We start from the raw sequence: 22757 nt of genomic DNA on the forward strand, positions 1-22757 counted from the left end.
CGATGCAGCAATCCGTCGACCCGTCCAAGCGCCGCCTCACCGTCGAGGAATTCCTCAGCGCCTATGAAGGCGCCGAGGGGCGTTACGAGCTGGTCGACGGCAATGTGGTGAAGATGCCGGCGGAGACCGCGACGCACGTTCGCATCAAAACCCGGATCTTGCGCCAGCTCGACGACGCGATCCGCGCCGGCGGCCTGCCGGTTGAGGCCTTCGCCGACGGGATCAGCCTGCGCGTCGGCCCTCGCAGCCTGCGCGAGCCTGATGCGACGGTCGGCGCGGACATGGCCGTCGACGGCGACGACATGATCCTCGAGCGGCCGTTGATCGCCGTCGAGGTGGTGTCGCCCTCCTCCGGGCGGACCGACAAGGTCACCAAGGCGGTCGAGTATTTCCGGGTCTCCACCCTCGTGCACTATCTCGTCGTCGACCCTGCGACGCGGGTGATGACCCATCACCACCGCAGCGGCGACGACATCACCTTGACCGAACATACCGGCGGCACCGTCACCCTCGACCCGCCGGGGATCATCGTCGACATCGACGCCCTGTGGCAGGTGATCCGGTGACGATGCCGCGAACCCCGTCCGGGGACTTCCATTCCCGTGTCTGCCTGCTAGGAACAGACACGCCCGCCGACTTTCGGAGCTGACCCATGGCCGTAAGGCGCCTTGCCGAACAACAGCCGCCCTCGTTCGAGTTTACGCCGGAAAACCTCGCGTGGGCCGAAGCCAAGATCAAGGACTACCCCGAAGGTCGTCAGGCGAGCGCGGTCATCCCGATCCTGTGGAAGGCGCAGGAGCAGCACAACGGCTGGCTGCCCGAGCCGGCCATCCGCCTCGTCGCCGACATGCTGGACATGCCCTATATCCGCGTGTTCGAGGTCGCGACCTTCTACACCATGTTCCAGCTTCAGCCGGTCGGTACGGTGGCGCACATCAACGTGTGCGGCACGACGCCGTGCATGCTGCGCGGGTCCGAAGACCTCATCAAGATCTGCAAGCGGCGCATCGCCGACCACCCGTTCGAGCTGTCCGAGGACGGCCGCTTCTCCTGGGAAGAGGTGGAGTGTGCGGGCGCCTGCGTGAACGCGCCGATGGTGCAGATCGGCGCCGAGACCTTCGAGGATCTCACCAAGGAAAGCTTCAACAAGCTGCTCGACACGCTGGCCGCGGGGCTGACGCCGACGCCGGGTCCCCAATCCGGCCGCAAGGGGTCCGAGCCCATCACCGGCCTCACCTCGTTGACCGAGGTGAAGCATCGCGAGCCCGCCCCGGCCGCCGAGGCTCCGGGCGATGCCGCACCGGACAGTGACGTCGACCCCACATCCCCCGCCGCTGCCGGCCAGAATATCGGCCGGCCCGATGGTGACAACCGCGTCGAGGTCGAGGCCACGCGGTCCGAAGGCGGCAGCGCATCGGACACGGTCGAGACGACCTCGGGCGGCGTCAGCAGCGAGGAAGCCGACCGTGCCGCCCCCGGCGGCGAGGCGGCCGAAACCCCGGTGACCGCGGCCGAGGCGGAGATCACCCCCTCGCTGGACGGCGCCCCCACCACCGTGGACGAGCCCGCCACCGGCGCCGAGCCTGCTGCCGACGCTGAGGCCGCGCCAGCCGCCGAGGCCGAGCCGGCCGCAGAGGCGGAGCCGGCCGCAGAGGCGGAGGCCGCGCCTGAAGCAGAGCCGGAGGCCCCCGCGCCCGCCATGCCGCCCGCGCCGGACCAGGCCGCCGCAGGTCGCGCGGACGAAGTCGGCGTCCGCCCCCGCGCGGTCTCCAAGGACGAGGTGGAGCCGGACCAGCTCCAGCGCATCGCCGGCGTCGGCCCGGTGATCGAGAAGACGTTGCGCGGCCTCGGGGTCTTCACCTTCGCGCAGATCGCCGAATGGACCCCGGAGAACAAGGAGTGGGTCAACGCCTACCTGTCGTTCAAGGGTCGCATCGACCGCGAACGCTGGGTCGAGCAGGCCCAGGACTTCATTGCCAAAACGTAACGGCGTGACCGGCTTCGTTTCCGGGACGACCCGCCTCAAGGCCCAGTTGGAGCTTTCGTCATGCTGAGCGATCAGGACCGTATCTTCACCAATCTCTACGGTTTCGAGGACTGGACCCTCGAAGGCGCCCGCAAGCGTGGCCAATGGTCCGAGACGAAATCCTTCATCGACCAGGGCCGCGACTGGATCATAGAGCAGCTCAAGGGCTCGGGCCTGCGCGGGCGCGGCGGAGCGGGCTTCCCGTCCGGCCTCAAGATGAGCTTCATGCCCAAGCGGGCCGAGGGTGACGACAAGCCCCACTACCTCGTCGTCAACGCCGATGAATCCGAGCCCGGCACCTGCAAGGACCGCGAGATCCTGCGCAACGACCCGCAGCTCCTCATCGAAGGCTGCCTGCTCGCCTGCCGGGCGATGGATTCGCACCACTGCTACATCTACGTGCGCGGCGAATATATCGCCGAGCGGCGCCATCTGGAGGCCGCCGTCGCGCAGGCCTACGAGGCGAAGCTGATCGGCAAGGACAACGTCCACGGCTGGCCGTGCGACATCGCCGTCCACCACGGCGCAGGCGCCTACATCTGCGGCGAAGAGACCGCGCTGCTGGAAAGCCTGGAAGGCAAGAAGGGCATGCCGCGCCTGAAGCCGCCCTTCCCGGCCAACATGGGCCTCTACGGCGCGCCGACCACGGTCCACAACGTCGAGACCATCGCCGTGGTGCCCGAGATCCTGCGCCGCGGGGCCACCTGGTTCGCCGATCTCGGCCGCCCGAACAACACCGGCACCAAGCTCTTCTGCATCTCCGGCCACGTGGAAAACCCGTGCACCGTGGAAGAGGAGATGGGCATCACCTTCCGCGAGCTGGTGGAGAAGCACTGCGGCGGCGTGCGTGGCGGGTGGGACAACCTCCTCGCCGTCATCCCCGGCGGATCGTCCGTGCCGCTCATCCCGCACTGGGAGTGCGACGAGCTGAACATGGACTTCGACACGCTGCGCGATAAGAAGTCCGGCCTCGGCACGGCGGCCGTCATCGTCATGGACAAGTCCACTGACATCGTGAACGCCATCACCCGCCTCTCCTACTTCTACCGCCACGAGTCGTGCGGCCAGTGCACCCCCTGCCGCGAGGGCACCGGGTGGATGTGGCGCGTGATGAAGCGCATGGTGGAAGGCAAGGCCGAGATGCGCGAGATCGACCAGCTCCTCGACGTGACGAAGCGCGTGGAAGGCCACACCATCTGTGCGCTGGGCGATGCGGCCGCGTGGCCGATCCAGGGTCTCATCCGCCATTTCCGGCCGGAGATGGAGCGCCGCATTCAGGCCTATCAGGCAACGCACGCCACCAAGACGGCGACCCACGCCCCGGCGATCGCCGCCGAATAATCCGCCACGGCGCACCCGCGCCGAACGGCCCTGTTCCCGCAAAACGGCGGCGCATCCCGGTGTGCCGCCGTTTTTGCGTTCCGCGCCTGCGCCACGTCCCTGCCGTGCGTGCCCCCTCCGACGCCGTCCTGTCCGCTGGCGCTGTCGGCCCGCACGGGAACCACCATCCCGCCCGCCACAGCATGGGCCGCGTCGCGGGGTGTCCGCCACAGCGGTCACGGTCCACGCGGCCCGCACCCTATGCGCGATGCCGCCCAGGGACCTGAGCGCGCGCGCAACGGGGCGCCGCCAGTGCTATGACCAGGTCAATGAATTATGGGCGGAAACGATGAGTGACAACACGCAAGCGGTCCCGGTGGAGGCGCGCAGGGTCGAAACGGTCGCGGTGATCGGCACCGGGGTGATCGGCGCGAGCTGGGCGAGCAACTTCCTCGCGGCGGGGCTGACAGTGCGGGCCACCGACCCTGCGGACGGCGCCGAGAACAGGCTGCGCGCCGCCATCGCCGCGCACTGGCCGGCGCTCTGCGAAATCGGCCTGGCGGACGGCGCGGATCCCGCCCGCCTCACCTTCCACGCGACCGCCGAAGAGGCCGCCGATGGGGCCGACTTCGTGCAGGAGAACGGTCCCGAGCGGGCCGACATGAAGCGCACCCTCTTCGCCGCGCTGGACGAGGCCGCGCCCGACCACGCGATTCTGGCCACCAGCACCTCCACCATCATGGTGAGCGAGTTTCAGGACGCCTGCGCCAAGGGGCCGGAGCGGGTGGTGCTCGGCCATCCGTTCAACCCGCCGCACCTCATCCCGCTGGTGGAGGTCGGCGGCGGCAAGGCCACCGCACCGGACGCCGTGGCGCGGGCGATCGCCTTCTACCGCGCCATCGGCAAGCACCCGATCCACCTGAAGCGTGAGGCGCGCGGCCATGTGTCCAACCGCCTGCAGATCGCGCTCTGGAAGGAGGCGTTCCACATCGTCCAATCGGGCATTGCGAGCGTCGAGGATGTGGATGCGGCGATCGCCCACGGGCCGGGCCTCCGCTGGGCGCTGCTGGGGCCGTTTCTGAACATCCATCTGTCAGGCGGGGCGGGCGGCATTCGCGGGCTGCTGGAGGGGCCGCTGGGCGCTGCGACGACCGGCATGTTCCCCGAGCTCGAAACGCCCACGGTCGACGCCGCGCTGATCGACGCGCTCGCCGCCGGGGTCGACGAGGAGCTCGCCACCCGCGACACCGCCGCGATGATGGAGGCGCGCAACCGCCTTCTCATCCGGCTCGTGCGCGACAAGAAGGCCGCAACGGACCTGCCCTGATCCCCTGCCGCGCGCTCCCCGCCTCGCGACTTGGTCAGCGGGGCTGGCGGGCGCGAGCGCATGCGCGGCGCGAAGCGGTCAGGATGCGGCGGCGTGGCCGGTCGGAAGCTGCACCGCCTTCGCCGCCCGCACCGCGACGGCGACAGCGCGCGGGCAGCGGCACCGGGCCGCGCGGCGCAGGCGACCGGCACGGGGAGGAAAGCACCCACCGGCAAAACGCCAAGCGGGGGCGCGTCCGGTGGGACACGCCCCCGCTTGGCCCCCGCGTGTCGCAAGGGTGGCAAATAAAGTCGGCCGCGGCGAAACGCTGCCGCGGCCAAGTCGCTCCCACGGGGACGGGTCAGCGCTGACGAGACGCTGGAGGTGTGGGAGAATTCGTGCGCTCACCGGGCCCGCCGGACAGGTCCGCGGGTCCGGCAGAGGCCGTCATCCGCAGGTCGGCGTGTCGCGGCCCGGACGGCCCATCGCGTCGAACTTGTCCTTCGGCATGCCCAGCGTCTGGTTCACGCCGTCCACCTTCTTCACCACCTCGGTGGCAAGGCTGCCGTCGTCCTTCTCCACCACCTCGATGACGAAGTTCGAGCCGATCGCCTGGCGGTTCTCGTCCAGCGTGATCTTGCCGTTGGGTGCGTCCAGCTCGATGCTGGAGAGGCAGGCACGGAACTCGGGGTCGCCGCCGCCCAGTTTGCCGTCCACCTCGTCGAGGCAGGTCAGCGCGGCGGTGGTGGCGTTATAGTAGTTCGTGGCGAGCAAGGAGGGGCTGGCGAACCGCTCCTCGGGCGGATAGGCGTCCTGGTAGGCCTTCACGTATTCCTGCCACTTCGGGTCGTCCCAGGTGTCGGCCTGGCCGGAGGACGCCGGGGTGCCGATGAGGGCCTGCTTGGCCGAGCCCTTGGAGTTCAGCACCGTGCCGTCCACCATGATGGTGCCGCCGATGAGGTTCGCCTCGCCGCCTGCCTGCTGATACTGGGTGAGGAAGTTGACCGCATCGCCGCCGCCGAGGCCGAGATAGATCGCGTCCACGTCGTCAGGCAGCGCGGCGATCACCGAGGCGAAGTCCTTGGTACCGAGCGGCACCCAGAAGCGCTCGACGATCTCGCCCCCCGCATCGCAGAATTCCTTCGCGAAGCCGAGGAAGTTGGTGTGGCTGAAGGAATAGTCCTCGGCGACCGAGGCGACGTATTTCCAGCCCTTCTCGTTCGCCACGTAGGAGCCGAGGCCGACGCCCCACTGCGCCCCGTCCATGTTGAAGCGGAAGTAGTTCTCCGACGGATTGACGTAGGTGGTCTCCTGCGCGCCTGACGCCGCGTCGATGATCGTCACGTCGGGATAATTCTTGGCGAGATCGCGCACGGCGATGCCCTCGGAGCCGGACAGCGGGCCGATGACGAAGTCGACCTCGTCCTGCTCGATCAGCTTGCGTACGGCGCGCACGGCGGAATCGGGGCTGGCGTCCGTCGGGGCGAGGACATATTCGATCGGCCGGCCGGCGGCTTCCTCGTTGTGCTGCTTCAGGGCGAGCTTGAAGCCGCGCATCCCGTCCTCACCCAGCACGGTGTAGGTGCCTTCCAGCACCGCGGTGACACCGATCTTGATGGGGTCCTGCGCCATCGCCGCGCCGGATGCCAGGATTGCCGAAACGGCGACGGTCGTCATGAGCGTTCGCATCGAAAATCACTCCCTGTCATTTATTGGGCCGCTCGGCTCGGCTGGCGACCTGGCGATCAGACTGCGACCAGGCGTTGCAGGTCGTCATCCCTCGCAGTCTCAAAAACAGCAAAGCGGAACCATCCAAACCTGTTTTGCCGGGACGCACGTTTCGACGCTTGCCAAAGCACTGAACCGCGGACTATGCGACTCCGGAGCGAACGGGCGGGGGACCTGTTGGAAATCTTGAAGGTTCTCGGCGACCCGGTGCTGCCGGTCTACGCCATCATCGCCATCGGCTACTTGCTGGGCCGGCGGCGCATCGTCTCGGTGCCCGAGGCGCGCAGCCTCAACCGATTGGCGTTGACGCTGTTTCTGCCTCTCCTCATCTTCGGCCTCATCAACAACACCCCCATCACCGCGTTCGACCCCGTGCCGGTGCTGGCCTATCTGGGCGCCGAGCTCGTCCTCTTCGCGGCCGGCATCGTGGTCCTGCGCAAGATGTTCGGGCTCGGGCCGGGGGAGTCGGCGCTCGTCAGCTTCTCGGGCGTGTTCAGCAACACGGTGATGCTGGTGCTGCCGATTTCCGTGCTGCTCTATCCGCCGGATCAGCTCCTCCCCATCACCGCGGTAGTGATGCTGGATTCCACGCTGACCTTCGCCGGCATCATCATGGCGCTGCAGATCATCCGCCTCGGCCATGTGACGCCGCTGGGGGTGCTGACGATGGTGGCGCGCTCGCCGCTCCTGATCGCCATCAGCCTCGGCATCGCGTTCAACCTCCTGGGGGTGACGATCCCCCACCCGGTCGTCACCTTCATCGAGTTCAATGGGCGGGCGGCCCCGGCGCTCGCACTCTTCGCGCTCGGCGTCGTGCTGTCGCAGACGAAGATCACGCTGGAGATGCCGGTCGTCATCTTCACCATCGTCAAGTGCGCGGTGTTTCCGCTGACGGTGTGGGCCGGGCTGGCGCTGCTGGCGCCGGCCTCGCCGGGTGCGCCGCTCTTCGTTCTCGCCTCGGCGGGGCCTGCGGGCGCGATGGCGTTCAGCCTCGCCCTCCTCTACGACGTGAAGACCGACAAGATCACGCAGATCATCCTCGTGACCAACGTCCTGTCGCTCCTCAGCCTGTCGCTGCTGGCCTGAACGCTCGGCTGGGCACGGCGGCCGGGCGCGGCGGGCGGGCGCGGGCGCTTCAGCCGAGCGCGTCCAGCACCGCGGCGGTGGTGGTGACGGCCGACACGTTCTGCAGCGCATAGTCGATCGACGCGCGGTGCCAGTCGGCGTTCATCGTCGCGCAGGCGTCCTCGGGCACGATCATGAGGTAGCCCTTGTCGGCGCCGGTGCGGGCGGTGTGCTCCACGCTCATGTTGGTCCAGGCGCCGCAGGAGATCAGCGTGTCGCGCCCCTCCGCCTTCAGGATCGTTTCCAGCCGCGTGCCCTCCCACGCGCTCATCCGGCATTTCTCGACGATGTAGTCGCCCGGCCGCGCCTCCAGCCCCTCCACGGGCGCCGCGCCCCACGAGCCGCGCACCAGGGCGTTTTCCGACACCAGCCCCTCGAACAGCGGCGCGTTCATGGTGACGCCGACCGCCCCCTCCTCGACGATGAACCACACGAAGATGACGGGCACGCCCAGCGCCCGGCAGCGCTCGGCGAGGCGGGCGGCGTTTTCGATCGCGCGCTGCTCGCGGCAGTGGGCGGGCGCGCCGGAGGCGGCGAAGGCGCCGCCCTCGCTGATCGCGTCGTTCTGCATGTCCTGGATGATCAAGGCGCAGCGGGCGGGGTCCAGAGCGCCGGCCCCCGCTTCGGCGGGCGCGGGGCGGTCCACGCGCTCCGGGCGGGTGCGCATGAACGGCTCGCTCCGGGGGCCGACCTTCACGGGGAGCGTGTAGAGCGAGGTCGACGCGGTGACGTAGAGCGTGCGCCAGTCCGGCCCGCCCCAGTGGAAGTTGGCCGTGTTCTCCGGGATCGCCACGCGGCCGATGTGCCGCCCGTCCGGCGCATAGACCCAGATGCCCCCCGGCGCAGTGACCCAGACGTTGCCGTTGAAGTCGCACTTCATCCCGTCCGGCACGCCGGGCTTCAACGAGTCCTTGATGCCGGACGCGAACATGCGGCCGCGTGACAGCCGCCCGTCAGCACCGACGTCGAACACGCGGATGTTGGTCTGCTCGGTATCGTTCACGTAAAGCCGCGACTCGTCGGGCGAGAAACACAGCCCGTTGGGCATCGTGAACAGCGTGCGGTCGACGAGGAGTTCCGGCTCTGCCATCCCCGGCTTAACGCGGTAGACGCCTTGGAAGCCCAGTTCGCGCGGACGCTCGACCCCGAAGCCCGCCATGCGCCCGTACCAGGGATCGGTGAAGTAGATCCAGCCGGAGGCGGACACGATCACGTCGTTAGGGCTGTTCAGCTCGCGCCCCTCGAAGTGGGAGGCGAGAACGGTGCGCGTACCGTCGGCGGAGATGCGCACCAGCGACGATGTCGCGTGCTCGCAGACGATGAGCGCCAGGTCCGCGTCGAAGGTCTGGCCGTTGCCCTTGTTGGTGCCGCGCTTCACCTCGGTAATCGACCCGCCGGACGCACGGCGGCGCACGTCGCCCGGAATGTCCGAAAAGAGCAGGTAACCATCCGGGTGCCAGACGGGGCCCTCGGTGAACTGGAAGCCCGAGCCGACCTGGCGGACCGGGGCGTGCTCGTCGACGAGGGCGCGGAAGGCGGGGGTCAGCGCGTCGTGGGCCATCGCCGCCGCCTCAGGCCGGGAACCATTGGCGCTGCGGCACGCTCTCGCGCACCGGCCCCGGCACCGCCATGTCCAGCCGCCCGGCGATCTGCCCGCCCTCCACCTTCGCCGGCTTGTCGTGCACCGGCAGAAGGAACTTCGAGCCGGACAGCAGCTTCTTGATCGCCGCCTTCTCCTGCCGCTTCGTGGTGGAGTGGTTGCCGGTCACGCGCGGCTCGTTGGCGTTGATCTCCATGTAGGGCCGCACGACCTGGTCGTTGATGTCGTAGATCACGTCGCCGCAGATGGTGGCGCGCCCCTCCGCGGTCTCGACGTGGATGTTCATCGATCCCTCCGTGTGCGCGCCCGCCCAGTCGAGCGTCACGCCGGGGATCAGCTCCACCTCGCCGGTCAGCTCCGTGTCCTCGAACCTCAGCGCGCCCGGCGTGTGCAGCCGCTCGATCAGGTGCTGGATGTCGGGCTTGGGATATTGCGGGTGCATCAGCCCGGAGACGGAGTGTTCCAGCTCGCGCCGGTTGACCACCACCGTGGTGGACATCGGAAAGTGGTCGTCCTTGCCCGCGTGGTCGATGTGAAGGTGGGTGTGGCAGAGGTAGCGGATGTCGCCGGGCTTCAGACCGTGGCGGGCGAGCTGGTTCTCCACCTGGTGCTCGTGAAAGGACAGGCCGCGCATGCCCAGCGTTTCCATGATCGCGTTGTCGCGAAAGCCGGTGTCGACCAGCACCGGATAGGTGCCGCCGAGGATGAGGAAGCCGTAGGTGTAGACGCGCCGGGTCTGACCGCAGCCGCGCCCGAGGACCAGGAAGGACGACTCCACCTCGATATCGCCATAGTCGAGCACTTTGATTTCGAGCGCCATCCGCCTCCCCCTTCATCCGCCGGGGTCGCGCGCCCCGTTGATGGGAAGGCTAACAAGGCACCAGAAGGCCCGCACCGGCGCGGGGAGCAAAATCAGACGACAGGGTAAGGGTCCGGTGGCCGCGGCGGACTGGGGCGCCGCGGCGGCGTCGTGGCGCCGGTCAGAGGGTGAGGTCGTCCAAGAAGGTGGCGGCGAGACCGGGGTCGGCGTCGCCGGGGTTCGTCCATTCCGGGGTGTGGGCCGCATCCTCGCCGAAGGTGCCGCGCTTCAGCGTGATGTTGGAGAGGCTGTGCGCGCCGGGGAGCCGGTCCATGGCGCTCTCGTTCCAATCGGCGTCGACGATCACGCCGCCCTGCTGCGCGCCGCCGTCCCCGCCGCCCGTGCCGTCGCCGAAGAGCGCGCCACCGCCGTCGAACCATCGTCCCGTCATCACCGAACCCTCCGATCGATGACGCAGAAGTTAGATGCGATAGACGCGCTCGGCCGTGACGCGGAACACGTTCGCGCGTTCGTCTTCGGAGAGCGCCTCCGCGGCGTCGGTGAATGCGCCGATGAGGCTCTTATAGTCGCACCACAGCTTCTCGATCGGGAAGTTGGAGCCGTAGAGGCAGCGCTCGGCGCCGAACAGCTCCACCGTTTCGAGGAGCGCCCAGCGCACGTTCTCCGGATCGTTGCGGCGGATGAAGGTGCCGAAGCCGGACACCTTGGAGACGACGTTGGGCCGCTCCGCCAGCCGGCCTATCTCGCGCTTCCAGAACGACTTGCCCTGCGCGGACGGGTCCTCCGGCATCCCCGCGTGCTGCAGCACGAAGGTCACGTCCGGCGCCGCGTCCACCAGCTTCAGCGCCGCCTCCACCTGGTGCGCGAAGATCTGCAGCTCGAACAGGAAGCCGTAGCGCGAAAGGTGCTGCACGTTGGCGATCAGCCGGTCCGACCCCACCACGTCCGGCCCGCTGGCGAAGCGGTAGAGCGGGTTGGTGTGGTGGTGCATCTGGTGGCGCACGCCGCGCATCAAAGGATAGGCGGAGAGGCGTTCCAGGTCGCGCTGCGCATCGTCCTGCAGCATGTTGACGTAGCCGGTGATGGCGTGTGGCCAGCCCGCCTCGCCTGCGACGCGCGAGACCCAGGCGACCTCGTCCTCGAACCAGTTGGGCGACCAGTTGGCCTGAACATAGACCGACTTCTCGACCCCCGTCCCGGCGATGTCGGCGAGATATTCGGCGATGAGATAGTCGCGCTTGACCGCATCATAGGGGCCGAAGATGCGCGGCACGGTCGGCCCCAGGAGCCACGGCAGGTCGGCCCGCCGCCAGATGTGGTGATGCGCGTCGATGATCCTCATGCCGCCCTCGATAGGTCCAGAATTTGCGCCGCGATCCGGCTGGGGGACGAGCCGTCGCCCAGGTGCGCCAGCATCGGGCGGATCGCCATCAGCGCCGCGGTGCGCGGCTCGTAGTTAGGGTCGGCCGCGAGCGGGGTCAGCCACATCACCGCCCAGGCGAGGCGGGACAGCCGCTCCATGGCGCCGATGAGCACGTCCGGCTCGCCGCGCTCCAGCCCGTCCGACAGCACCACCACGGCGGCCCCGCGCGCGAAGCCGGCGAAGCGCGGAACGGCGAGGAAGGCGGCCAGCGCGTGGCCGAGGCGGGTGCCGCCGTCCCAGTCGGCGACGGCGGCGGAGGTTGCGGCCAGCGCGGCCGCCTGGTTGCGGCGATGCATGGGCCGGGTGATGCGGGTGAGGCGCGTGCCGAGGGTGAAGATTTCCGCCCTCTCGGCGCTGCGGGCCAGCGTGTGGGCGAAGCGGAGCGCCGCGTCGGTCTGCGCCGCCATGGATCCGGACACGTCGATCAAGAGGAGCACGCGGCGTTGGCGGGTGCGGCGCTTCAGGCGCGGCAGGCGGACCACTTCACCGTCGCGCCGCACGGCATCGCGCAGTGCGCGGCGCATGTCCGGCCGGCCGCCGCGGCGGCTGGGGGCGAGGCGGCGGGAAGTGCGGCGCGGCAGGCGACCCGGCGCGGCGCGGCGGAAGCGGCGCAGCGCCTCGGCTTCGGAAAGGTCGGCGAAGGCGCGGCCGGTCAGCACCTCGGCGCCGGTGGCCTCGCCGCCCGCCTCGGTCATCTCTTCGGGCTCCACCAGCTCGGGCGGGCCGTCGTCTGGCTCGGTGACCTCCGGTTCCTCGTCGGAGGTGGTGGCGGCGGCAAGTGTCTGGCCCAGGAAGTGAGCCCGGTAGAGAGCGTCGAACTCCGCGCGGCGGTCCGGCGGCGGGGCCAGTGTGGCGACGGCGGCGGCGTGGATGTCGGCCATGCAGCGGGGTCCGAGAAGGCCCACGGCGGCGACGAAGGACTGCGTCTGCTCCGGCGCGACGGGGAAGCCGTGCCGCCTCAGCCGCGCGGCGAAGGTGACGAAGGGGCGCGCGCCGTCCGGCAGCCGCTCGGCCTCAGCCACGCCGCCCCCTCCCCGCGCCCGTCGTCGCGCCATCGCCGTTCGCGCGGCTCCTCACGCGACGGTCCCTCACGCGACCGCCTCGGCGATCATCCCGTCCAGCCGGCCCGACAGGAAGGCGAGGTCGTCCTGGTCCTTCAGCGCGACGCCGATGGCGCGGCGGAAGGCGGCGGGCCACGGATTGCCCTGCGCGTGCAACAATGTGGCGGCCTCCGCCCATTCCACCGTCTCGGCGATGCCGGGCGCCTTCGCCAGCGGCTCGGCCCGCAGCGCGGTGACGGCGGCCACCACACGGTGCGCCGTGTCCCGCGCCACGGTGGAGGCGCGCATCATCACGATGTCCGCCTCGCGCGCGGCGTCCGGATAGTCGATCCAGTGGTAGATGCAGCGGCGGCGCAGCGCCTCGTGCAGCTCACGCGTGCGGTTGGAGGTGAGGATCACCACCGGCGGCTCTGTCGCCCGCACGGTCCCCCGCTCGGGGATGGAGATGGTGAAATCGGACAGGAATTCGAGCAGGAAGGCCTCGAACTCGTGGTCGGCGCGGTCGATCTCGTCGATCAGGAGCACCGTGTCGCGCGGGTGGCGCAGCGCCTCCAGCATCGGACGGGAGATGAGGTAGTCGTCGGCGTAGATGTTCACGTAGGCATCGCCCGCCTGGCGGATGGCGAGCATCTGGCGCGGGTAGTTCCACTCATAGAGTGCGGCAGCCGAATCGATGCCCTCGTAGCATTGCAGGCGCAGAAGTTCTCGCCCCAGGATGGAGGCGACGGCCTTCGCGGCCTCGGTCTTGCCGACACCGGGCGCGCCTTCCAAGAGCAGCGGCTTGCCGAGCGCCAGCGCCAGATAGGCCGCGGTCGCGAGGTCGTCCCCGGCGAGATATTGCGCGTCCCGCAGCGCGTCGGCGAGCCGGTCCGGCGTGTCGATCCCGGCGATGGAGCGGTTGACGGCCATCAGCGCGCCCTGAACCTCGTGCCCCTGCACACGCCCGCGGCTCCGCCCATGCGCCTGCGCGCGCCTGTCACGCCCGCAGCGGTCTCAGGCGTGCCGATCGCCCCCGCCCCGGTCACACCAGAACGCCGCGCCGTTCGGCTCCGCTGCGGCCGCCCGCCAGCGCCGCACCGCGTCCGCGCGGCCGGGCGCCGCCGTTCTCGCGCAGGCCGCGCAGGATCTTCTCCGGCGTGATTGGGAGATCCGTCACGCGCACGCCCACCGCGTCGAACACCGCGTTGGCGGCGGCGGGAAGCAGCGGGTTGGCGCACATCTCGCCCGGCCCCTTGCCGCCGAATGGGCCGTCAGGCGCCGGCCGCTCCAGCACCGCCACGTTGTGCGGGGCGATGTCGCCCGGCCCCGGCATCAGGTAGTGGTTGAAGTCGGTCGGCAGATGGTCGCGCTCGGGATAGCGCGGCTCGGTCGTCTCCCACAGCGCGTGGGACAGCCCCATCCACGCCCCGCCGATGAGCTGCTGCTCCACCAGCTTCGGGTTCAGCGCACGGCCGAGCTCGTAGGACGAATTCACCTCGATCACGCGTACGTCGCCGGTCTCGTCGCACACCTCGATGTCGAGGATCACCGCAGCGTGGGCGAAGCAGGAGACCGGCGTCATCTCGCCCGTCTCCGCGCTCACCTCGCTGAGCGGGATGAGGAAGATGCCGCGCCCGGACACGGTCTTGCCGTGCTTGAACTGGGCCGCCGCGCTCGCCTCGGCGGTGGTGATCGACCGCGACGGGGCGCCTGCGACGTGGATGTTGCCCTTCCCATCGGTCACGAGGTCGGCGGCGTTGACCTCCAGTTCCTCGGCGGCGGCCTCCATCATCACCGCCCGCGCCTCGCGCGCGGCCTGGATGACGGCGTTGCCCACGCGGTGCGTCCCGCGCGAGGCGAACGAGCCCATGCAGTGGGGTCCGGTGTCGCTATCGGCGGTGTCGACGTAGACGTCCTCCACCGGAACGCCCAGCGTTTCGGCGGCGATCTGCCGGGTGACGGACTTCATCCCCTGGCCGAGGTCGATGGAGGACAGCGCCACCATGAACTTGCCGTCCGGGTTGGAGTGGACGAGCGCCTGGGACGGGTCGCCGCCCAGGTTCATGCCGATCGGATAATTGATCGAGGCAAAGCCGCGCCCTTTATGGATCGCCACAGCGCCGTCCTCCGGTTGACCAGAGCGTCAGATTGCGGCCTCACGGCGCGGGGCGCATTGCCGTCGGTCTGTTTGATCGGGGTGCGGCGACGCGTCCCGGCGGCCGGCCGGTCGCGCGGGGGTCAGGGCATCGGCTCGGTGGTCAGCTCCGGGTCGGGGGCGATGCCGTAGCGCCGGGCGGCGAGGCGACGCTCCAGCGCGCGCCGCCTCTCGCGGTGCACCACGTAGAGGCCGGAGGCGAGGATGATCGCGGTGCCGAGCCAGGTGAGCGCATCCGGAAACTCGCCGAAGACGAGGTAGCCGATGGCCGTGGCGCCGACGATCTCCAGGTACTGGAACGAGGCGAGCATACTGGCCTCCGCGAGGCGCAGCGCCACCGTCATCATCAGTTGCACCCCCGTCGCGCCGAGGCCGACGGCGAGGAGCAGCAGCCACTCGACGCCCTGAGGGGTCCTGAACTGGAGGATCTCGGCGCCGAGCACTCCACCCACCAGCAACAGCAGCGACAGGGAGATGGAGCCGAACACGCCCGCCATCGCCTGGATGCGCATGGCGTCCACACGGCCCGACAGGCTGCGCAGGATCGTCATGGCGAGGGCGAAGAGCGTGGCGGCGACGAGCGGCATCAACGCCGCCCAGCCGAACGCCGCGAAATTGGGTCGGATGACGATGAGCGCGCCGACGAGCCCGACGAGCACGGCCAGGCTGCGGTGCCACCCCACCTTCTCGCCCAGGAAGATGACGCTGAAGATGGTGAGGATCAACGGCTCGGCGAAGAAGATGGCCACGGCGTTGGCGAGCGGCAGGCTCTGCAGGCCCCAGAACATGAAGCCGCCGCAGGTGGCGAGGCAGACCCCGCACAGGGCGATGCGGCCGAGATAGAGCCTCACCTCGGGCGTGACGATGGCGCGGCCCATAAGCGTCAGCGCGGTGACGAGGATGCCCGTCTGGATGAGGTTGCGGAACAGCCCCACCTCGAACGGGGAGATGGTGGCGACGAGCAGCTTACCGCATGCGTCGATGGCCGGGATGATCAACATGGCCGTGCAGAACAGGGCCATGCCCTGGCCTGAACGGTCGTCGCTTTGCTCGGTCGTTGTCGCCACGCCTCGGCATGCCCTTTCGCTACCTCCTGCGGAGGCCTGAGATGGATGCGAAACGCGGTCCGCGCCGCGGCGCCGTCCCATCGGGTCCGGCGTCCGGTGCGGGGCTGCGCTCCGGTCGCGGCGAAGCGGGGGCGGTCCCGGCCGGCGCCGATGGACGGCCGGCATAGGGGTCGGACCATTGCGGCTCGGCCCGCGCAGGTTCGGCACGTGTCGGCTCGACACGAGTCGGTTGGGGCGCGCGCGGCGGCTCGGCCCGCGGCCGGGGTGACGGCTGGCCGGACGGCGTGCCAGAGCCGGAACGGCCCTGCGCGCCGCTTCCCGCAGCCTCGCCGCGCGGCCGATCCCCCTGCGCATAGGAGCCGGACTCGTAGCCCGACACGCGGCCATGCTCGTCCAGCGCCGTGAAAGCCGGCATCTCGCCCCGCGCCCCGCCGCCGCCCGTCAAGGACGACGCCGCGCGTGCCTCCGCCGACAGCGGCCAACCCGCCTTCTCCGCAGCGACCTGGCAACACTCGACGAGCGCGGTGTTCTTGGCAAGCCGCCGGTGCGCTTTCATGTCCCCGTCGCGATAGGCATTCTTGATACGCATCTCGATCGGGTCGAGGCCCAGTTCGTCCGCCACCACGTCCATGTGGCTCTCGATCGCGAAGTCGACGCCGGTCACGCCGAAGCCGCGCATCGCGGTCGCCGGCGTGCGGTTGGTGAACACGCAATAGACGTCGGCATAGACGTTGGGGATCGTATAAGGCCCCGGCAGATGGCCGACGCCCTTGATGATCGCGTAGGAGGACAGGCGCGTGTAAGCGCCGGCGTCGAAATAGCCGACGAACTTGCGGGCGACGAGCGTGCCGTCGTTCATCACGCCGTCGGTGATGTACCAGCGTTCGGCGCCGCGCGGGGCGCCCACCTGCATCTCCTCCTCGCGGTCGAACATCGCCTTGCAGGGGCGCCCGGTGAGGACGGTGCCCAGGATCGCCAGCGGCTCGTGAATGGAATCGACCTTGCCGCCGAAGCCGCCGCCCACCGTGCCGCCGATGAGATGCAGCCGCGCCGACGAGATGTCGAGGAGCTTGGCTGCCGTGCCGAGCGAGAAGAACAGCGCCTGCGTCGAGGTGTAGCAGACGTAGCGGTCGTTGGTCTCGGGCGCGGCGATGGCGCCACACGTCTCGATCGGCGCCTGCTCGATGGGGCTCATCTGGTAGCGCCCCTCGATCACCCTGTCGGCTTGGCGAAAGCCCGCCTCCACGTCGCCGTAGCGCAGCTTCTGGTGGTCGTATTTGCCGTGGTAGACGAACTTGTTGGCGGGATAGGCGGGGTTCACGGCCACAGCACCCGGCTTCACCGCCTCCTCCACGTCGAGCACGTGGGGCAGCACCTCGTAGTCCACACGCACCTTGGCGACGGCCTCGCGGGCGATGCGCTCCGTGTCGGCGACGATGGCGGCGACGGGCTCGCCACGATAGCGCACTTCGGCGCCTTCGGGGGTCAGCATCGGCTCATCGTCGAGGCCGAAATCCATCAGCGAGAGCAAAGTGTTGAGGTTGTGCGGTACGTCGCGGGCGAGGATCACGCGGCGCACGCCGGGGACGCGTTCGGCCTCCGACACATCGATCCGCCGGACGCGGGCGTGGTGATGGGGCGAGCGCACGCAGCGGATGTGGCAGAGGCCGTCGAACAGGTGATCGTCGTAGAAGGGGGATCGGCCGGTGACGTGGCCCAGCATGTCCTGACGCTGCGTCGGCTTGCCGATCTCGTTCAGGTTGTCGTCGCGCTCGTCGGCGAAGTACTCCTTGCGGAACTCGATGGGCATGGTCCTACCTCCGTCCCGCCTGGGCGCTGCCGCCGCCGGACGCGGCCTGAAGCACGGCGTTGATGATCGCCTCGTAGCCGGTGCAGCGGCACAGATTGCCGGAGATGGCCTCCACCACCTCGTCGCGGCTGGGGCGCGGGTTGCGGGCGAGGAGCGCGGTGGCGGACATCAGCATGCCGTCGGTGCAATAGCCGCACTGGGCGGCGAAGTTGTCCATGAAGGCCTTCTGCAGCGGCGACAGGCGGCCCCCGCCCTGCCCCGCCGCCAGCCCCGCGACGGTGTCGATCCGCCGTCCGTCGACGGTCTCGGCAAGGGTGATGCAGGCGAGCTGCGGTGCGCCGTCGACGAGAACGGTGCAGGCGCCGCAGGTGCCCTGACCACAGCCATATTTGGGCGTCAGATCGCCGGCGGTGCGGCGCAGCATGTCGAGGAGGTTCTGCCCGTCGTCGACGAAGACGGCGCGCTCGTCGCCGTTGTGGGTGAAGGCGATGGGGGTCTTGGCCATCAGCGGGACTCCAGAAGGCGCTTCAGGTGGACGCCGGCCACCTCGCGGCGATACCAGGCGCTGGCGAGGGCGTCGTCCAGCGGGCTCAGCCCCTCGGCGGCGGCTCTGGCGGCGGCGGCGATGGCGGACGGGTCGGACGCGCGGCCCGCGAGCGCCCTCTCGGCGGCGACGGCACGCACCGGATGCGGACCCATGCCGTTGAAGACGATGCGCGTTTCGCCGGACCCGCCGCGCGGCAAGAGCGCCGCGATGGACATCAGCGCTGCCCCCTTGGGCCGCACCCGCGTGACCTTGGCGAAGCGGAAGTCGCCGGACGGGCGCGGGAAGGCGACGGCGGCGACCAGCGCGCGCGGCGCCCCGCGCACAAGCTCCTCCACCGGCAAGCGCCGCCCCTCCGCCGTCTCGGCCACCGCCCCAAGCGCGACGAGGGCGGCCGCCATCTCGCCATAAGGGCGCGGGGCGAAGAGGTTGCCGGCGACGGTCGCGACCGTGCGCACCTGCGGCCCGCCGACGGCCCGCGCCACGGGGGCGAGGAAGGCAAGGTCGCGGTGGGCGGCGATCTCGCCCATCGTCACCCCGCCGCCGAGGCGGATCTCGCTTCCTACGGACACCGCGCGGTAGGCGGGATCGGTGATGCGGATCAGCCTGTTGAACGAGACGTCACCCTCGTTCACGTCACGCATGACGATGGTGCCGCCGGAATAGATGCGCGCGGCGCGGTCGCTCTCGAAGGCGCGCGCGGCCTCGGAGAGCGTGCGGAATGTTGAGACGGCAACTGGCATCGAACGCCCTCCCGGCGCAGCGCTTAACGCGCCTGTCTTTCGCCGAGGACCGCGCGGACCGCGTTCATCCCGGCATAGTAGATGTCGTTGGTGACCATGGCTTTCAGCTCGGCCTCGCGCCCCTTCGGCGTGTCGAAGCGCGATTCCCAGTGCCAGAAGGTCATGTCGCCGTCCGTCACCGGCAGAAGGCGGCAATGGGCGACGTAGTTGAAGAGCGGCACCGGCGTGTCGAGCAGGCAATAACTCATCGTCATATCGAGATCGTCGAGCGCCAGGAGCTGTTCGCGCAGCTCCGCCCCGTCGGCGAGGTGGAAGCGGCGCACGCCCCCCACCTTGTCCGTCGGCGCGCCGCGTTCCATCACCGAGTCGGCCACCGCCGGGTGCCAGCGGTCGTGACCGTTGAAGTCGCGCACGATCTCCCACACCGCCTCGGCCGGCGCGTCTATGATGGTGGATGTCACGATCTTCACCATCAGCGCGCCGTGGCGGCGACAGGCGTGGCGAAGGCCGCACGGGCGCCGATGATCGCGACCGGCAACGGGGCGGCTATCGCGCTCACCGCGTGAAGTGCCGCTTCAGGGCGTCGAACCCGCCCTGGAAGACGTTGGTGCCGATGCCGGCGACGAGGTCGTCCGCGTCCGCCTCCGCGCACTCGAAGTCGGCCGACCACTCGGCGAAGGTGCGGTCGCCGTCCGTCACCGGGGTGATGCGCAAGGTCGCCACATAGTCGGTCAGCGGCATCGGGCTTTCGAGGATCGCGTAGGTGACGAACATGTCGTAGTCGGACAGGCCGAGCAGCTTTTCGCGCAAGGCGTCGCCGTTCTGCAGGCGGAAGGCGCGCACACAGCCGATCTTGTCGGACGGAAGCCCGTCCTCGATGCGGCTTTCGCGGATGCGCGGGTGCCAGCGCGGCAGGGCGTTGAAGTCACGCACGCGGGCCCACACTTCGGCCGCCGGAGCGTTGATGACGCTGGAGACGTAAACCCGTGGCACGTCAGGCGCCCTTCGGCTCGGAGCCGCCCTTCTCGCCGCCACCGCCGCCGGAGCCGCGGCCACCGCCGCCGCTCTCCTTGGCGATGCGCTGCATGTCCGACGCCTCGCGGATCAGCCCCGGCATCTTCGACAATGTGCCGCCCTCGATGCCGATATCGGCCAGCAGGCTGTCCACCAGAGGCGCCTGCATGCGGTAGCGGAGCGCCGAGTTGATCACCTCGTCGGTGGCGTTGCCGCGGCCCTCGCCGTGGCCGTGCCCCGTCGCTCCGTCGAGCTGGACGATGCGGATGTCGGAGATCTTCTCCATCGGCTTCACGGACGCGGCGACGATGCCCTCGATCCGCTCCAGCAGGCGGCGACGGAAGACGGACGCGCGGGCGCCGTCGGTGAGGACGTTCTCGGCCTCATTGATGAGCTTCTGCGCCTCGGCCTCCACGGCGCGGCGGATCTTCTCGGCATCGGCCGCGTGGCGCGCCTCCTCGGCGGCTTTCTCGGCGAGCAGCACGTCGACGGTCTTGCGGCGGTTGGCCTCCTCCGTCTCGCGCACCGTCTTCACGCGCTCCTCGGCCTCGATGGCGCGGGCACGCTCGGTGTCGGCGGTGATGCGAGCGGCGCTCTCCTCCAGCGATTTCGCGTAGAGGGCGATCGCCTTCTCCATCTGCGCCAACTCCACCTCGCGCTCGCGGGTCACCTCGCGGCGGCGGCGCTCGGTCTCGTGGCCGATGCGCGCCTCGTCGAGGCCGCGTTCCGACGCGATGCGGGCGCGCTCGATCTCCTCGTTGGAGGCGATTTCGGCCTCACGCAGCGCCTGCACGCGAGCGATTTCTAGCTGCTCGTTGGCGCGGCGGCGTTCCAGCTTGGCGGCGTCCAGCACGCGGTCGCGCTCGATACCGGACTTCTCCACGTCGCGCCCGGCCTCGATCTCGGCCTTGCGGACGCGGCCCTCGGCCCCGGCGCGCTCGGCCCGCTTGGCGGCCAGCTCGATGATGCTCGCCTCCTCCGCCTCCTCCACGGCGCGGCGACGGTCGATGTCGCTCACCTCGCGCTCCTGGTTGGAGGCGATGCGCTCGATCTCGAGCTGCAATTCCATCTCGATGCGCTGGCGTTCGGTCGACTCGCGGCGGCGGATGTCGGCGGCGTCGAGCGCCCCCTCGCGGCTGATCTCCCGCTCGCGGCTGTCCTGCTCGGCGGCGATGCGCTCGGCGCTGAGGATCTTGGTGAGCGCGATGCGGGCGGCCTCGGTGCGCTCCTCCGACTGGGTTTCGCTGAGCGCCACACCTTCGCGGGCGGCGATGCGCGCCTCGTCGATCTTGGCGTCCGTCGCGGCCCGCGCCTCCTCCACCAGACGGCGGGCGGACAAGTCCGCCTCGTTGATGGCGCGCTGGCGGGCGATCTCGCGCGTCGCCACGTCCTCCTCCATGGCGAGGCGTTCGGCGGCGATCGCCTTTTCGCGGGCGATGCGCGCCGCCTCGATGGCCTTGCCCATGGCGATTTCGGCGGCTTCCACGGCCTCCTGGCGGGCGATCTCCAGTTCACGCACGCGCTTGTCGGTGGCGATGCGCTCCTCGCTCGTGGCCGCAGCCTCGGCGATGCGCTGCTTCTCGGTCGCCTCGCGGGCGGTGATCTCGGCCTCCTCCACGGCGCGCTGGCGGGCGATCTCGCGGCGGCGGGTCTCCTCGTCGGAGGCGATGCGCGCGTCGACGATCGCCTGGTCCTGCAGGATGCGCGCCTTTTCGGTCTCCTCGCGGGCGGCGATCTCGGCCGCCTCCAGCGTCTTGGTGCGGGCGATCTCGCGGGCTCTGGTCGCCTCCTCGCTGGCGATGCGCGCTTCGGCGATCGCGCGTTCCTGGTCGATGCGGGCGCGGTCGGTCGCCTCGCGCGCGGCGATCTCGGTCTCGTCGATCGTGCGGCGCCGGGCGATCTCGCGCGCCTCGATGTCCTGTTCGCTTGCGATGCGCGCTTCGGACACCGTGCGCGTCTCGGCAATGCGCGCGGTCTCGGTCTCGCGGTGAGCGTCGATCTCGGCGGCGTCCAGCGCGCGCTGGCGGTCGATCTCGCGCTGGCGGATCTCACGCTCGGACTGGATGCGCACTTCGGCGATGGACTGATCGTTGGCGATCCGCGCCAGCTCGATCGTCTCGCGCGCGGTGATCTCGGCGCGTTCGGCGTCGGTCTGACGTTCCGCGCGCTCCCTGGCGATCTCGGCGCGCTGCTGGGCGCGGCGGAATTCGATCTCGCGTTCCTGCTCCAGTCGCGCCTGCTCGGAGTCGCGCTCGATCATCAGCGCGTCTTTTTCGGCCTCCAGGTTGCGGGCGCGGATGCGGGTCATCGACGCCTGCTCGATCTCGTTGCGCAGCGTGCGGCGCTCCTCGATCTCGCGGATGAGGGCGGTCAGACCCTCGGCATCGAACCGGTTGGAGGGGTTGAAGAATTCCAGCGCCGTCTGGTCGATGTCCTTGATGGCGACGGATTCCAGCTCCAGGCCGTTCTGCTCCAGCGCCTCCTGGGCCAGCTCCTTCACGCGGCGCACATAAATGCCGCGCTGCTCGTGGATGTCGCCCATCGCCATCTCGGCGGCGGCGATGCGCAGCGCCGACTCGAACTTGCCGGCCAGCAGCGGGTGCAGCCTGTCGGGATCGGTGGTGCGGCGGCCGAGGGTGGAGGCGGCGCGGGACACGGCGTCCTTCTGCGGCCGCACGCGGACGTAGAACTCGGCTTCGACATCGACGCGCATGCGGTCCTTGGTGATGAGGGCCTGCTCACGCTCGCGGGTGATGTCGAGCGGCAGGGTGTGCATCGCCACGGGGGTGATGTCGTGGATGATGGGCCAGACGAAGGCGCCACCGTCGATCACCACCTTTTCGCCCAGGAACCCGGTGCGCACGAAGGCGTGTTCCTTGGTGGACCGGCGATAGAGCCAGTTCATCACCCAATAGACGACGAAGATGACGATGACCGCCAAGACGAGCCATAAGATCAGCTCGCCGATGAGTTCCCCAGTCATGGTGCGCCCGCTCCCGGTTCTTGTTGGCGTCAAGGTGACGCGCTTTGCGGGCG

The 22757-nt window shown here is 69.8% G+C and carries 20 protein-coding genes; 5 read left to right on the forward strand and 15 right to left on the reverse strand.

What is annotated here, in order from left to right:
• Positions 1–2 precede the first annotated feature (2 nt).
• The 4 genes from BIX52_RS20435 to BIX52_RS20450 all read left to right on the forward strand — a co-directional run bounded on the left by BIX52_RS20435 (position 3) and on the right by BIX52_RS20450 (position 4673).
• Entirely contained in the window at positions 3–566 is a 564-nt protein-coding gene (locus BIX52_RS20435; RefSeq protein WP_075222964.1) for a Uma2 family endonuclease, read from the forward strand.
• Between the two features lie 86 nt (positions 567–652).
• The gene (nuoE, locus tag BIX52_RS23535; RefSeq protein ID WP_075222965.1) at positions 653–1987 is read left to right on the forward strand and encodes an NADH-quinone oxidoreductase subunit NuoE; all 1335 of its coding nucleotides are present in this window, start codon (positions 653–655) and stop codon (positions 1985–1987) included.
• Positions 1988–2047: 60 nt separating this feature from the next.
• Positions 2048–3367 (forward strand): NADH-quinone oxidoreductase subunit NuoF, encoded by a 1320-nt coding sequence (gene nuoF, locus BIX52_RS20445; protein WP_075222966.1) that lies wholly within the window; start codon positions 2048–2050, stop codon positions 3365–3367.
• A 328-nt stretch (positions 3368–3695) separates the two neighbouring features.
• Entirely contained in the window at positions 3696–4673 is a 978-nt protein-coding gene (locus BIX52_RS20450; protein ID WP_075222967.1) for a 3-hydroxyacyl-CoA dehydrogenase NAD-binding domain-containing protein, read from the forward strand.
• A 426-nt stretch (positions 4674–5099) separates the two neighbouring features.
• Here the strand turns inward: BIX52_RS20450 and BIX52_RS20455 are convergent, their stop codons facing one another.
• A complete protein-coding gene (locus BIX52_RS20455; protein ID WP_075222968.1) occupies positions 5100–6341 on the reverse strand; it encodes an ABC transporter substrate-binding protein in 1242 nt (413 codons plus the stop codon).
• 216 nt (positions 6342–6557) lie between these two features.
• Between BIX52_RS20455 and BIX52_RS20460 the strand changes: the two genes are divergently transcribed.
• A complete protein-coding gene (locus BIX52_RS20460; protein ID WP_157956282.1) occupies positions 6558–7466 on the forward strand; it encodes an AEC family transporter in 909 nt (302 codons plus the stop codon).
• 49 nt (positions 7467–7515) lie between these two features.
• On the opposite strand, the gene BIX52_RS20465 is transcribed toward BIX52_RS20460, so the two are convergent.
• From BIX52_RS20465 to BIX52_RS20530, 14 genes are all read right to left on the reverse strand, one after another.
• A complete protein-coding gene (locus BIX52_RS20465; RefSeq protein ID WP_075222969.1) occupies positions 7516–9066 on the reverse strand; it encodes an isochorismatase family protein in 1551 nt (516 codons plus the stop codon).
• Between the two features lie 10 nt (positions 9067–9076).
• Positions 9077–9925, reverse strand: coding sequence for an N-acyl homoserine lactonase family protein (locus BIX52_RS20470; protein ID WP_075222970.1), 849 nt, complete (start codon positions 9923–9925; stop codon positions 9077–9079).
• A 160-nt stretch (positions 9926–10085) separates the two neighbouring features.
• A complete protein-coding gene (locus BIX52_RS20475) occupies positions 10086–10355 on the reverse strand; it encodes a hypothetical protein (RefSeq protein ID WP_075222971.1) in 270 nt (89 codons plus the stop codon).
• Between the two features lie 30 nt (positions 10356–10385).
• Positions 10386–11267, reverse strand: a complete 882-nt coding sequence (locus BIX52_RS20480; RefSeq protein WP_075222972.1) for an amidohydrolase family protein — start codon at positions 11265–11267, stop codon at positions 10386–10388.
• The gene (locus tag BIX52_RS20485) at positions 11264–12370 is read right to left on the reverse strand and encodes a vWA domain-containing protein (RefSeq protein ID WP_075222973.1); all 1107 of its coding nucleotides are present in this window, start codon (positions 12368–12370) and stop codon (positions 11264–11266) included. The genes BIX52_RS20480 and BIX52_RS20485 overlap by 4 nt, the downstream gene beginning before the upstream one ends.
• A gap of 66 nt (positions 12371–12436) precedes the next feature.
• Complete coding sequence (locus tag BIX52_RS20490) at positions 12437–13318, reverse strand: AAA family ATPase (protein ID WP_075222993.1); 882 nt, start codon at positions 13316–13318, stop codon at positions 12437–12439.
• A 112-nt stretch (positions 13319–13430) separates the two neighbouring features.
• Positions 13431–14504 carry a xanthine dehydrogenase family protein molybdopterin-binding subunit gene (locus BIX52_RS20495; RefSeq protein ID WP_075222974.1) on the reverse strand — a complete coding sequence of 358 codons (1074 nt, stop codon included), beginning with the start codon at positions 14502–14504 and terminating at the stop codon, positions 13431–13433.
• Between the two features lie 122 nt (positions 14505–14626).
• Entirely contained in the window at positions 14627–15610 is a 984-nt protein-coding gene (locus BIX52_RS20500) for a DMT family transporter (protein ID WP_170126440.1), read from the reverse strand.
• 19 nt (positions 15611–15629) lie between these two features.
• A complete protein-coding gene (locus BIX52_RS20505) occupies positions 15630–17420 on the reverse strand; it encodes a xanthine dehydrogenase family protein molybdopterin-binding subunit (RefSeq protein ID WP_083660601.1) in 1791 nt (596 codons plus the stop codon).
• A 4-nt stretch (positions 17421–17424) separates the two neighbouring features.
• Entirely contained in the window at positions 17425–17925 is a 501-nt protein-coding gene (locus tag BIX52_RS20510; RefSeq protein WP_075222976.1) for a (2Fe-2S)-binding protein, read from the reverse strand.
• Positions 17925–18707, reverse strand: a complete 783-nt coding sequence (locus tag BIX52_RS20515; RefSeq protein ID WP_075222977.1) for an FAD binding domain-containing protein — start codon at positions 18705–18707, stop codon at positions 17925–17927. The genes BIX52_RS20510 and BIX52_RS20515 overlap by 1 nt, the downstream gene beginning before the upstream one ends.
• A 23-nt stretch (positions 18708–18730) precedes the next feature.
• Positions 18731–19180 (reverse strand): SRPBCC family protein, encoded by a 450-nt coding sequence (locus BIX52_RS20520; protein WP_075222978.1) that lies wholly within the window; start codon positions 19178–19180, stop codon positions 18731–18733.
• 82 nt (positions 19181–19262) lie between these two features.
• A complete protein-coding gene (locus BIX52_RS20525; RefSeq protein ID WP_075222979.1) occupies positions 19263–19700 on the reverse strand; it encodes an SRPBCC family protein in 438 nt (145 codons plus the stop codon).
• A 1-nt stretch (position 19701) separates the two neighbouring features.
• Positions 19702–22704 carry a flotillin family protein gene (locus BIX52_RS20530; RefSeq protein WP_075222980.1) on the reverse strand — a complete coding sequence of 1001 codons (3003 nt, stop codon included), beginning with the start codon at positions 22702–22704 and terminating at the stop codon, positions 19702–19704.
• Positions 22705–22757: the final 53 nt, after the last annotated feature.

It is taken from the genome of Acuticoccus yangtzensis, from assembly GCF_001927245.1.
Taxonomy (GTDB): Bacteria; Pseudomonadota; Alphaproteobacteria; order Rhizobiales; family Amorphaceae; genus Acuticoccus; species Acuticoccus yangtzensis.